This window comes from Methylobacillus draconifructus, assembly GCF_045984355.1.
GTDB lineage: Bacteria > Pseudomonadota > Gammaproteobacteria > Burkholderiales > Methylophilaceae > Methylobacillus > Methylobacillus flagellatus_A.
Window position 1 is genome coordinate 304,034 of sequence record NZ_JBJQII010000003.1, and the last position, 12,313, is coordinate 316,346.

General features: G+C 59.4%; 8 protein-coding genes. 5 read left to right on the forward strand and 3 right to left on the reverse strand.

What is annotated here, in order from left to right:
* Window positions 1-98 precede the first annotated feature (98 nt).
* Window positions 99-467, forward strand: a complete 369-nt coding sequence (locus ACJSDX_RS07930) for an Mth938-like domain-containing protein (protein WP_407994243.1) — start codon at window positions 99-101, stop codon at window positions 465-467.
* A 124-nt stretch (window positions 468-591) separates the two neighbouring features.
* Window positions 592-2,001 carry a cytochrome c oxidase accessory protein CcoG gene (gene ccoG / locus ACJSDX_RS07935; RefSeq protein WP_407994244.1) on the forward strand — a complete coding sequence of 470 codons (1,410 nt, stop codon included), beginning with the start codon at window positions 592-594 and terminating at the stop codon, window positions 1,999-2,001.
* A 140-nt stretch (window positions 2,002-2,141) separates the two neighbouring features.
* Here ccoG and ACJSDX_RS07940 read toward each other — a convergent pair whose 3' ends face one another.
* Window positions 2,142-3,746, reverse strand: a complete 1,605-nt coding sequence (locus ACJSDX_RS07940; RefSeq protein WP_407994245.1) for a metallophosphoesterase — start codon at window positions 3,744-3,746, stop codon at window positions 2,142-2,144.
* Between the two features lie 352 nt (window positions 3,747-4,098).
* Window positions 4,099-5,946: a methanol/ethanol family PQQ-dependent dehydrogenase gene (locus ACJSDX_RS07945; RefSeq protein ID WP_407994385.1), complete on the reverse strand. Its 1,848-nt coding sequence runs from the start codon at window positions 5,944-5,946 to the stop codon at window positions 4,099-4,101.
* 302 nt (window positions 5,947-6,248) lie between these two features.
* On the opposite strand from ACJSDX_RS07945, the gene ACJSDX_RS07950 reads away from it, so the two are divergent.
* Window positions 6,249-8,147, forward strand: a complete 1,899-nt coding sequence (locus ACJSDX_RS07950; RefSeq protein ID WP_407994246.1) for a sigma-54-dependent Fis family transcriptional regulator — start codon at window positions 6,249-6,251, stop codon at window positions 8,145-8,147.
* Window positions 8,148-8,202: 55 nt separating this feature from the next.
* Here the strand turns inward: ACJSDX_RS07950 and ACJSDX_RS07955 are convergent, their stop codons facing one another.
* A complete protein-coding gene (locus ACJSDX_RS07955) occupies window positions 8,203-9,045 on the reverse strand; it encodes a ferritin-like domain-containing protein (protein ID WP_407994247.1) in 843 nt (280 codons plus the stop codon).
* 131 nt (window positions 9,046-9,176) lie between these two features.
* Between ACJSDX_RS07955 and ACJSDX_RS07960 the strand changes: the two genes are divergently transcribed.
* Both ACJSDX_RS07960 and ACJSDX_RS07965 read left to right on the forward strand, forming a co-directional pair.
* Entirely contained in the window at window positions 9,177-10,682 is a 1,506-nt protein-coding gene (locus ACJSDX_RS07960) for a phage tail sheath family protein (RefSeq protein ID WP_407994248.1), read from the forward strand.
* On the forward strand, window positions 10,682-12,313 hold the full coding sequence (locus ACJSDX_RS07965) for a phage baseplate assembly protein V (RefSeq protein ID WP_407994249.1): 1,632 nt from the start codon (window positions 10,682-10,684) through the stop codon (window positions 12,311-12,313). The genes ACJSDX_RS07960 and ACJSDX_RS07965 overlap by 1 nt, the downstream gene beginning before the upstream one ends.

Sequence of the window (12,313 nt, forward strand, 5' to 3'; positions counted from 1 at the left end):
ATTCCGGTTGGGGAAAATGTGCTATCTTACATTGAGTTGGCATGCAATTGAAGCATGACGCCTCAAAAGACCTCATTAGATTATTCGATATATCTCTCATGAAATTACACCTTACCCAGGCTGCGGGCAGCCACCTGATTACCGGTTACGGCGACGGTTGGGTCGAAGTCAACCACCAGCGCCACGAACATAGCCTGATCGTATTGCCGGGCAGCCTGCTGCCTGCGTGGCCGGTCGAGAGTTTCGACCATCTGCAGGCAGCGAACTTCCAGGAGCTGCTGGCGCTCAAGCCTGAACTGATCCTGCTCGGCACAGGCAATCGGCACCGCTTCCTGCATCCTTCCATAGTCCGCGACCTCATCGCCGCCGGCATCAGCGTGGAATGCATGACCACGGAAGCCGCCTGCCGCACCTACAACATCCTGATGGCGGAAAGCCGCCAGGTGGCGGCAGCCTTGATTGTCTGAACAAGCACAGGCGCAGCAATGCATTGCAACAATCTGATACTATAAATTAATCCATATCTGAATCTGTTACAAAACTGCCCGCTTCCGCACAATTCCGCATAGCATCACTCACTCAGGAATTGCCATGCAAGCAGAAGCCACCATCGCCCGACCGACCGCGGCACGTAAAGTCATTCCCATCGTGCCTTATTCGGTCAAGGGGCGTTACCGCAACCTGAAATCCATCATCCTCAATGCCGCTTTCGGCGTGTATTTCCTCCTGCCCTGGCTGCCCTGGCCCAACAAGGTCGGGCAGGCATTGTTGTTTGATATCGGCAATTCGTGCTTCCATATCTTCAACCTGGTGCTCTACCCGCAGGACTTGATGGTGCTCGTGGGCATCATGGTGGTAGCCGCCAGCCTGCTTTTCGTCTCCGCAGCCATGTTCGGGCGGATATTCTGCGGTTTTTTCTGCTTCCAGACCTTGTGGACGGATGCCTTCCGCTTTATCGAAAAATGGATACAGGGTGAAGCCCAGGCCAGGAAGCGCTTGCAGCAAGCACCCTGGAGCCTGCGCAAAGCCGCACTGATCGGCAGCACCCATGCGCTCTGGCTGGTGTTGTCATTTGCCACGGCCGTCACTTTCACCCTGTATTTTGCCGAGTCGGGCACGCTCCTAAGGCAGGTGTTCGCCGGAGAAGCGGCGATTGCTGCCTATGTCACTATTTCCGTGCTTACCGCCACTACGTATGTCGCCGCAGGCTTCGCGCGCGAGGACGTATGCTTCGTCGCCTGTCCTTACGGCAAATTCCAGGGCGTGATGCAGGACCCTTCTACCGTGACGGTGATCTACGACAAGGCACGCGGCGAAGGCCTGCATGGCCGCCAGGCGCCCACAGCCAAGCTCAAGACGGCGGAAATCCGCCGCAGCCAGGGCTTCGGCGACTGCATAGACTGCAGCTACTGCGTGAACGTCTGCCCGACAGGCGTCGATATCCGCAAGGGATTCCAGATCGGCTGCATCTCGTGCGGCTTGTGCGTGGATGCCTGCAACAACATCATGGACAGCCTGAAGCTGCCGCACGGCTTGATCCGCTTCGACCGTGACGAGAACATCCAGGAGCCCGACGTACGCATGCAACGGTGGTCCAAGGCAAAGCGGCTCGGCTACCTCTGCGTATTGATCGCCAGCATCGCCTTCACCTGGCATTCCATCAGCACGCTCACCCCCTTCACCGCCATCGTGCAACAGCAAAGGCAGCCGCTGGTCACCCAGCTTGCGGACGGCAGCCTGCGCAACCGCTATGAATTGCGCATCAGCAACAAATCCGGCAATGCGGAAACCTATGCCATCCAGGCGCATGGGCTTCCGGCAGGTAGCTTCAAGGGACGCGAGGAAATCACAATTCCCGCAGGCAAGTCGTACGCCAGCAGTTTCAGCGTATCTCTGACGCCGGCAGTGGCCGCCAGCATCCCCAGCTTCATTGTCAGCGTCACGCCGCAAACGCAGCCCGATGCGGCAGAGAACCTGACGGCAAGCTACTTTGCAAAATGACCCTGGCAGGCAAAGCCAGCTTCACAGCTAGCAGCCCGGCGGTTGATTGCCGGCCCGGCAATTATAGTCTGCAAAAAGAAAAGGACTGCCGCAGCAGTCCTGTCTCCCTAAATTATGTGGCGCAGGCCGAGATACGGCACTCAGGCATGGCGACGGCGCAATGCCAATAGCACACCGAACCCGCACAGCATGAGCGCCAGCGCGGAAGGCTCCGGCACGGCAGCCACGGCAAATTGGCCATTGCGGTCGATCACCGCCCAGACCTGGTTGGCGGCCGTATCCACGCCGTAAGTGCCCAAGCCATACGAGGACTGCCAAGCGCCAATGACGAAGCTCGGCGTGCCATCGGTATTGGCGTCCACTGCGAGCACCCATTGGCCGTCGAGCTGATACACCAGGCGCAGCAACGCTTCGTCGATTGCAATATCCTCGCCGTAGCTCAGGGTGAGCACGAAGGGGTCGGCCACGCCATCCAGCAGGTTGTCCATGCCGCCCAGGTAGAGGATGTCGCTGTACAGTCCGTCCGTTCTCGCCACCCAGCCGAAGTTGACGATGTTGCCAAGCTGCTGGGTGATGCCTGCGCCCGAATCAGGCTCGGTGGTCACGGAGCGCCCATCAAGGTTTTGGCCAGCCAGGATCTCGGCTTTGGTGCCAACGAAGCCATTGCCCTCCACAATCGCGCTATTGAGGCCGGCATAGGATTCACCAACGTTGACGGCATACGATTTGCCGTTGGTCGAGAACGTGGTGCGATCGGCCACGCGCCACTCGGGCTCCCAGGCCTCGGAGAAGTCCGATGAGGCCGGCGGGGTCGCCGAATAGTGTGTGAAGGTGACGAACGGCCCGTTGATATCGACGACGCTGTAGCCGACCTCGTTATTGACCAGCGCGGCGCCGACTTCTTCACCCACGTTGAACTCATTTTCGAAGCGATAGTTTTTCTCGGCGTTGGAACCCGCGACGATGTGATGCAGCAGCACGTCCTGACCGTCGACCGCCGCCGAGCGGCTGTACTGGTGGTCATGGCCGCTGAAGTAGGCATCGACGCCATTTTCGCTCAACTGGGTGAGCACCTGCATCCGCAGCGGGCTGTCGCCAAGCACGCCCTCGCGAGCACGGCCGAAGAATGGCTCGTGGGCGTAGACGAACATGTGGTCGTAGCTGCCCTTCTGCTGGCTGCCTACCCAGCCGATCAGCTCGCTGGGCATCGCGCCATATAAGTCGAGCGAGACGAAGAGCGTGTTATTGTAGGCGAAGGAGTAGGACGCTCCCGGCCCCGTCGTGACCGTCGGCCCGCTCAAGCTGGGAAAGGCCGTAGACCAAATGTCGGTGCCCCGGTAAGCCGAAGGCCCGAGCAAGGGGTCGATGCCCCCGATGGCGCTCTCGGCGCGCACGTCGTGATTGCCGCGCGTCAGGTAGAGAGGAATGCCGGCGTCGGCCAGCGGCTTCGCAGCCTGTTTCCATGTATCGAATTCAGCCGCCGTGCCGTTCTCGGTGAGGTCGCCGATGGAAATGAGCAGGTCGATGTTATGGTTGTTCACAAAGCGGTCCACCACCGGCTGCATCAGCCTGACGGATACGCCACGCGGGTCGCCGGCCCCCTGGGTATCGGTAAGGAGACCGAAGGACCACTGGGCAGGAAGTGTGCCGGCGGCAGATACGGCAAGCAGCGGCTGCCCGCCGAGCGCGATCCCGATCCAGGCAGCGGCGACAAAACGATTTCGAGCGATAGACTTCAGCTTCATAACAACTCCCCTAATCAACATGAGCAAAAATGAATGGAGCGAGTCTCTCCGCCGGCGATGACCTCAGCATGAATGGGGGACTAGTAACGCAGGCGGTCTTCGCCAGACCAGGAACGCGAAGCCTGGCGAATCACTGCACGGACCTCATGCCACTGCATCTGTCCCGCCTAGCGAAAATTTTCGTATCTACTTGAAGTCGCGCTAAACCTTTATAAAGCTCTAAGTCATTCGTTCATTGACAAAAAAAAGCCCGGCAGGAAGGGGCCGGGCAAAAGGACTCAGACATTACTCAGTGGAGATGAGCCAGAATGAGTCGAGGAGATGATGCGTCAGTACATCAATAAAACCGTCCTTACAGGCTGAACACGTTCATGGCACCGCCGCCAGGAGCCGCGTTCCATTCCTTCAGTTCCTTGTAGCCGCCAGCAGCGCCCAGGCCCGCAGTTTCCTCTTCCAGGCCCAGGTTCATGGCTACGCCGGCCCAGCCGCCGATACCGGACAGTACGCCAACATATTGCTTGCCCTTGTGGGTATAGGTGATCGCGTTGCCGACCACGCCGGAGCCGACCTGCATCTTCCATAGCTCCTTGCCGGTCTTGGCATCCAGCGCCTTGAACCAGCGGTCCAGCGTGCCGTAGAACACAAGGTCAGAGCCGGTTGCCAATGCGCCGCCCCAGGCCGAGAACTTCTCCTTGTTGTACCAGGCCGCCTTGCCCTTGAGGCCGTCCCAGGCCATGAAGCCGCCCATCACGCCGTCAGGCCCCGCGAACATGGTCAAGGTCGCCCCTACCCAAGGCTGGCCCGCGATGTACTTGGACTCGGTCGGCTCGTAGGTCATGCACACATGGTTCAGCGGCACATAGAACATCTTGGTGCGCGGCGAGAATGCAGCCGGTTGCTCGTCCTTCACGCCCAGAGCGGACGGGCAGATGCCCTGCGCATTGTAGTCCTGATGGGTGGAATACTTAGGGTCCTTGTTCGGGATGCCGGTCTTGAGGTCGATCGACTTCGCCCAGTTGACGAACGGATGCATTTTCTCGGCCACCAGCAATGTGCCGTTGGTACGATCGAACGTATAGCCGAAACCGTTGCGGTCGAAATGGGTGGCGAGCTTCTTGCCGTCGGCTTCCCAAAGGATGCTTTCGTTCATACCGTCGTAATCCCATTCGTCGTGCGGCGTCATCTGGTAGCCCCAACGCGCCTCACCGGTATCCACGTCGCGCGCGAAAATGGTCATGGACCACTTGTTGTCGCCGGGACGCACGTCCGGGTTCCAGGTGCCGGGGTTACCCGTGCCGTAATACATCAGGTTGAGGGAAGGATCATAGGAGTACCAGCCCCAGGTCGGGCCGCCGCCATGCTCCCAGCCGTTCTTGACAGCCTGCGGCTTGAGCCAGGTCTTGATGCCCAGGTCCTTTTCCGGGAACTTGAGCTTTTCCTTGGGCAGGGGCTTGAAGGAACCGCCCTCCTTGTTGCCGCCGTTCACGTCCTCATAAAGCGACAAGGCGCTGTAATGCGGGTTGTCCTTGTTGAAATCCTTGCCGATCAATGCGTCCGCGTCCGAACCCGTGCTGTAGGCACGCCATACCAGACTGCCGTCCTTGATGTTGTAGGCCGAGATATAGCAACGCACGCCATACTCGCCGCCCGAACAGCCGGTCACGACCTTGTCCTTGATCACGTGCGGCGCGTTGGTGGTGGAAGCGCCCTCCTTGGTATCGACCACCTTCACATCCCAGAGCTTCTTGCCGGTCTTGGCGTCCAGCGCGACCAGAATGCCGTCGTTCTGCTGCAGGAATATCTTGCCGTCGCCGAACCCCAGGCCGCGGTTGACATTGTCGCAGCACAGCAGTGCCTGCACGGCAGGGTCCTGCTTGGGGAAATACGACCAGAGGATTTTCTGGTTGTTGTTGAGGTCGAGCGCATACACATTGTTGGGGAACGCGGTGTGGATATACATCACGCCGTTGACCACGAGCGGCGCGCCTTCATGTCCGCGGTTCACGCCTGTCGCAAAGGTCCAGGCGTACTTCAGGTTCTTCACATTGCTCTTGTTGATCTGCGACAGGCCGCTATAGCCGGTGTTGGCGTAATCCTTGCGCGGATGCGCCCACTGGCCGTCGTCCTTCATCAGGTTTTCCAGGTCGGTCGCCAATGCGGGGATTGCTGCAAGCCCCAGCAAACCGGCTCCAACCGCCATCGCTATCGTTCTAGCCTTCATGCCATTCTCCATAGTCTATCGTTCACGAATTATTTTCTTATGTCGTATACTGACCCGGGAGTTTTTCCCGGCAATTGACTATGGCAAGGCCTGTGCCAGCCTGCTGAAAACTGTAGAAATAACCGCCAAGACCCAGGCTGGACAAGGGATTACAAAGGACCGCCAATGCCCTCCCGCCTATACGGCGACAGAGAAAAACAAGGGATAGTTGTGTCATGAATGAACAGGTGCTACATTGGCTGGCACACTAGTTCAATCCCTTACAATCAGGTACTTAACCCATGCAAAATCCTGCCCTTGACGAAACCCTGCTTTTGAATGCAAGAAGCGAATTCCTTGCGCACGGCGTCGTGGAAAGCGGCGGCGTCTCCAAGGAGATCGAGCGCTCCTGGCGCAGGTGCGTGGAAAACGGCATGGAAGCCGGCGCCCAGGTGCGTACCGAAATACTGACCCGTCAGGAACTGCTGGTAAAGCAGGAAGCCAACCAACTATTGCTCTCCCAGGCCCGGCCGGAAATGGAAAGCCTCAACGAGCAGATCAGCCACACCCGCAGCGTCATCGTGCTGACCGACCCGCAGGGCTTCATCCTGCACAGCCAGGGCAATAGCGAATTCCTCGACGATGCCCAGCGCGTCGCCTTGATTCCCGGCTCTTCCTGGCAGGAAAGCCTGCGCGGCACCAATGCCATCGGCACGGCGTTGGTGGAGCGTTCCGCCATGACGGTGCAGGGAGCCGAGCACTTCCTCGAACGCAACCATGTGCTGGCCTGCTCGGCAGTGCCTATATTGAGCGCCCGCAACCAGGTGATGGGCACGCTGGACGTGTCGACAGACGCCAGCATGCCGCAGCAGCATACCCTGGCATTGGTGCGCATGTCGGCGCAGATGATCGAGAACCGGCTGTTCACCGCCAGCCATGAAGGGGCTTACTCGCTGCATTTCCATGCACGCCCTGAATTCATCGGCACCTTGTGGGAAGGCATCGCCATCTTCGACGACCGGCATCGCCTGGTGGCATTGAACCGCAGCGGCCAGTTCCAGCTCGGCATGACGCATGAGGAAATGGAAGACTCGCTGTTCAGCGAATTATTCGCCAGCAGGCCGGAAACCCTGATGCAGGCATCGCAGGCAAATGCCCTGATTACGCCGCTTTACACCGCCCGAGAAGCCAGGCTGTATGCGCGGATCGAACTTCGCCAGCCGCTTGCCGCCCGCAATGCGCGCGCAAGCAGCACCTCGGCCAGCAAACGCCACTGCCCTGCCAGCCTGCAGATGCTGAATACCGGCGACCCGCGCGTTGCCCGCGTCATCAGCCAGGTAGAGCTTGTCGTCAACCAGGACATTCCCATCCTGATCGAGGGTGAAACCGGCGCAGGCAAGGAATTGTTCGCGCGGGCCATCCACGAAGCCAGCGACCGCAGCCGGGGCCCGTGGGTCGCCGTCAACTGCGCGGCATTGCCCGAGGGCCTGATCGAGGCGGAACTGTTCGGCTATGAGGAAGGCGCGTTTACCGGCGCGCGCCGCAAGGGCAGCCCAGGCAAACTGGAGCAAGCCGACGGCGGCACCCTGTTCCTGGATGAAATCGGCGACATGCCATTGGCCTTGCAGGCGCGCCTGTTGCGGGTATTGCAGGAGCGCAGCGTCACCCCCTTGGGCAGCACAAAATCCAAACCCGTCAATTTCGCGCTGTTGAGCGCCACCAACCAGAAACTGCGCGAGAAGGTCGAGAGCGGCGAGTTCCGCCGCGACCTCTACTACCGCCTGAACGGCCTCACCGTCACCCTGCCCGCCTTGCGACAGCGCCAGGACTTGCCTGCATTGGTGGAGACCATCCTGCAAACCGAGAACGCCGCAGGAAAAGCGATCGACCAGGACGTCGCAGCCTTGTTCAAGGCGCATCCATGGCCGGGCAACATCCGCCAATTGCATAATGTGCTGCGCACGGCGCTGGCGCTGTCCGGGACCGCGCCTATCTCCATGATGCACCTGACGCAGGATTTCCTCGACGACATGGAAAACGCCGCCGAGGACGACGCGGCCCCTTCATTGACCAGCCTGACGGCGGAAGCCATCAAGGCCGCCATGCAGGCGCATGCCGGCAATGTCTCGGCGGTGGCGCGGCAGCTCGGCATCAGCCGCAATACGCTGTACCGGCGCATGCGCGCAATGAACCTGGTGTAAACAGCGCTTTAGAACACCAAGCAAAAGTTAGCCGCTCTGAATGTAATGCGGCTTGCTATTCGTGACGGTCGGCCATCAGCGCCAGCTCGGCTTCGCTGAAGCCTGCCGCCCTGCGTGCCGGGAAATTGAACGGGCCGCGCAGCTTGGGAGCCTGGTATTGCGCGGTAAGCCTGGCATAAGTGGAGACGGGCTCCAGCCCGCGCTGCTCACATAGCCAGCCATACCAGCGGTTGCCGATCGCCACATGGCCGATTTCATCCCGCAGCAGGATATCGAGGATCGCAGCCGCCCCGAGGTCGCCCGCCTGCGCCAGCTTGGCCCGCAGCGGCGGCGAAGCATCCAGCCCGCGTGCCTCCAGGGTCCGAGGCACCAATGCCATGCGCGCCAGCACGTCGTCACTGGTTTTCGCCACCATCTCCCATAAACTGTCGTGCCCGGTGAAATCGCCGTAGCGATAGCCCAGGCTTTGCAGGTGCGTGTGCAGCATGGTGAAGTGCAGCGCCTCCTCCGCCGCGATCTTGAGCCAGTCCGCGTAGTATTGCGGCGGCATGCCGGCAAAGCGCCAGACCGCATCCAGCGCGAGGTTGATCGCATTGAACTCGATATGGGCCAGGGCATGGATCAGCGCCGCCCTGCCCTCGGCGGTCCTCATCGAGCGCCGCTCCAGCAGCAGCGGCGATACCAGCTCCGGCTTGTCGGGACGGCCGGGGATGGGCCCCGCCGCTTCCAGACCCGCCTGCGGATCGACGCTGAGCTCGCCCGCGAGCCAGGATTCTCGCAAGGTTTTGACGGCTTCCGCCTTGTCTTCGGGCGAGCGCATGCAAAGCAGCGCCAATGCCGCATGGCGCAATTCTTGACCGCCACCCTGGAACGGGCCTGTTTCTGCTTGCAATGTCATGCGCGCATTCTAACCGCACGCATCCCGTTCACCAACGGCAAGCTTGGCTTACAAAAATTTACATCAAGCTGAAATACAAAGCAGAATTTGCAGTAATATGGATATATTTAAAATAAACTAGGGAGCGAATCATGGGAGGGTATGAAGTTCCTGGGGTTTATGTGGAAGAAATACCGCACACCACCAGTATCGTGCAATCCACAGTGACCTGCCTGCCCTTGTTCATCGGCTATACCGAAAAGGCAATCGACCAGGATGGGCGCTTACTGGCTCGCGGCGAACGGTGCGCCATCACCTCGTTTACAGAATATGAACGGTGCTTTGGCCAAGGGGCGCCGGAAATCCTTCGGGTCATGCTCGATGTGCATGGCCGGATTGTCACCAAGCAAAGCTACAGCCCGTTTTATCTGCACGCCAGCATGCGGCAATATTTTGCCAATGGCGGCGGCGTTTGCGAAATCCTTTCGCTCGGGCCGTTCCCGGAAGCCCCGCATGCAAAAACCTTTGCATCGGCGATCGCCCAGCTGCCGGCCAATCCCTCGTTCACCATGGTCGCCATCCCGGATGCCGTTTCGCTGGAAGAGCTTCCACAATTGCAGCAGCAGTTGTTGCAATATTGTGAACAACAGCACCATTGCCTGGCGGTGCTGGACGTCCCCTACTGCAACGACATATCCCTGAACACTACCGTTGCCCAATTCCGCCACCATCTGGGCCAGCAGGGCCTGCGCCATGGAGCCGCCTTCCTGCCGTGGCTGGCGGTGGCGATACCCAGCGCTCACCAGTTTGCCCACCTGGAGATCAAGTACACTCCTGGCGTAGCCAATGCCTGGAGCCAATACCACAAGGCAACCAAGCTCCAATCCACGCTGCTGCGCAAACGCATGCTGGAATCTCCCGATATGGCCGTCAGCAGGATGATTCCTCCCAGCGCCACCGTCATCGGACTTTTTCATGCAAATGACCTGCAACGTGGCGTATGGAAGCTCCCCAGCCATGTGCAGATCAAAGAGGTACAATCCCTCGCTGCAGCGATCAACGATGAGCGGCAAGCGTCCTTGAATATAGATAAGGATGAAGGAAAGTCCATCAATGTCATCCGCCGCTTCACCGGCAAGGGAATTCTGCTGTGGGGAGGGCGCACGCTGGCGGGCAATGACGCCGAATGGCGCTATATCTCCGTGGCGCGCACCCATGGTTTTATCAATGCATCGCTGCACCGTTATCTGGCTGCACAGCATTTCAAAGCGAATGACGCCGCGACCTGGACAGCCGTCCGCGAAAGCTTCAATCAATTCCTGCTTACATTCTGGCGCGCAGGCGGCTTGGCCGGCAACAAGCCTGAACAGGCTTTTTATGTGAAGTCCGGCCTGAATGAAACCATGACCAGCGACGATATAGCTGCCGGACGCCTCATCATCGACATTGGCCTGGCATTCGTCCGCCCTGCCGAATTCATGGCCTTGAGAATCCAGCACGCCGTCGCGGCAGACCGCAAACGTACGACGCCGGCATCGCGCAAAACAACGCCTTTGCCCAAGAAAACCAGGGTTCGCGCGAAAACCAGCCCGCTCAATGTCGCGATCAAGAACATTGCCGCCACACAAGCCAAGCCGCCATCGCTGGAACCATCCTGATGCCGGCCCAGCAACTAAACGTCGTCGTCCAGGACAAGGTATTCCGCAATCTCGATGCGCTATCCATCGAGCATCGCCTGAACACCCTGCCCCGCGCCTCAGCGCAGCTGGCGTTCAGTTCCATGGACGAGCTTGATCAGGCTGGCAGCGGCCTGCTGCCGGGCCAACCGATCGAGTTTCGCCACGGCGAGCAAACCCTGTTCACTGGGAAAATTGCAAAACACAGCATCCACTATTCAAAAGCAGAATGCCTGCTGGTCCTCGAGTGCGCCCATCCCGCCTTTGCATTGGCAACACAGCCGCGCAGCCGATATTTCACCGACATTGCCGACGGCAGGATTATCGAGGATGTGCTGGCTGAACATGGCATCAGCGCCGAAATCAACGCGCCTACCCTCCATCTCGATAGCGTGATCCAGCACAATCTCAGCGACTGGGACTTCGTATTGCAGCGCCTGGCGGCTAATGGGCTGGTGGCCTATTGCAGTGACCACGCCGTGATCGCAGCGACACCGGCATTGGATACAAAACGTGGTTTTTCCCTTCCAGCGCAAGACCTTATCAGTGCGGATATTGCCGTGGACGCCAGCCGGCAAGTTGCCAAGCTCACGCTTTCCGCCTGGAACCCTCACGACCAGGAGCTTATGCAAGTGGAGGCTGAGGCTGTCGATTTCCCAGCCAACGACCGCCTGGCGGCGGCCATCCCCTTGCTGGAACAAAACATTTATAGCAAACGCCTCACTGGCGAATACTCGCAGCAGGAACTACAGACCCTGGCCAATGCGCAGCTTGCGCAATCGCGACTCGCCATGATCCAAGGCAAGGTGACAGCCAATGGGTTGCATACCGCCTCTCCAGGCCAGGCGCTGCTCCTTGAGCAATGCGGCAGCCACCTTTCCGGGCAATATTTCATTGCCGGTATCACATATGCGCTATCCCCCGGCGCCGCACCGGTAACGCACTTTGATATTGGCTTGCCGCTGCCCACGGATATCCAAGAAACAACCCAGGGGTTTTCAGGCCTGCTGATCGGGAAAGTGCTCGCAACCGACAACGACCCTCAAGCCGCCGGCAGGATCAAGGTCACCGCCCCCTTGATCGACCCGCACGGAGCAGGCACCTGGGCCAGGCTCGCCACCCTGCAAGCCGGCATGAATTCAGGCACCGTGTTCCGCCCGATCGTGGGCAGCGAGGTGATATTGGGATGCTTCGGCGCGAATCCGGACGACATTGTGGTATTGGGCGCATGCCACAGCAGTGTCACCCCTGCGCCCTGGGAAAATGCCGATTTGCACGGATTCCAAAGCCCCGGCCAACTCAAGCTGGCTTTTGACGACGAGAAACAACGAATCGTGATCAGCGCCAGGGACGGCACCAAGTTATACCTGAGCCAGGATGCCGCGGAAACCTTCCTGCTTGAGGACCAGCAACAGAATAAAATCCGCTTTACCAGTGACGGGATGCACCTGCAGAGCCACCAACTCTTCCTGGAAAGCGACAATCTCAAGCTCAAGGGGCTCAATGTGGACGTGGAAGCCAAACACTCCTTGCGCCTGAAGAGCGGAACCAGTATGGAAATAAGCACCTCTGGCAACCTGAAGCTCAAGGGCAGCCTGGTCAGCATCAACTAA

Coding starts and splice junctions, on each gene's coding strand:
- ACJSDX_RS07930 (WP_407994243.1), top strand. CDS start 99: ATGAAATTACACCTTACCCAGGCTGCGGGCAGCCACCTGATTACCGGT.
- ccoG (WP_407994244.1), top strand. CDS start 592: ATGCAAGCAGAAGCCACCATCGCCCGACCGACCGCGGCACGTAAAGTC.
- ACJSDX_RS07940 (WP_407994245.1), bottom strand. CDS start 3,746: ATGAAGCTGAAGTCTATCGCTCGAAATCGTTTTGTCGCCGCTGCCTGG.
- ACJSDX_RS07945 (WP_407994385.1), bottom strand. CDS start 5,946: ATGGCGGTTGGAGCCGGTTTGCTGGGGCTTGCAGCAATCCCCGCATTG.
- ACJSDX_RS07950 (WP_407994246.1), top strand. CDS start 6,249: ATGCAAAATCCTGCCCTTGACGAAACCCTGCTTTTGAATGCAAGAAGC.
- ACJSDX_RS07955 (WP_407994247.1), bottom strand. CDS start 9,045: ATGACATTGCAAGCAGAAACAGGCCCGTTCCAGGGTGGCGGTCAAGAA.
- ACJSDX_RS07960 (WP_407994248.1), top strand. CDS start 9,177: ATGGGAGGGTATGAAGTTCCTGGGGTTTATGTGGAAGAAATACCGCAC.
- ACJSDX_RS07965 (WP_407994249.1), top strand. CDS start 10,682: ATGCCGGCCCAGCAACTAAACGTCGTCGTCCAGGACAAGGTATTCCGC.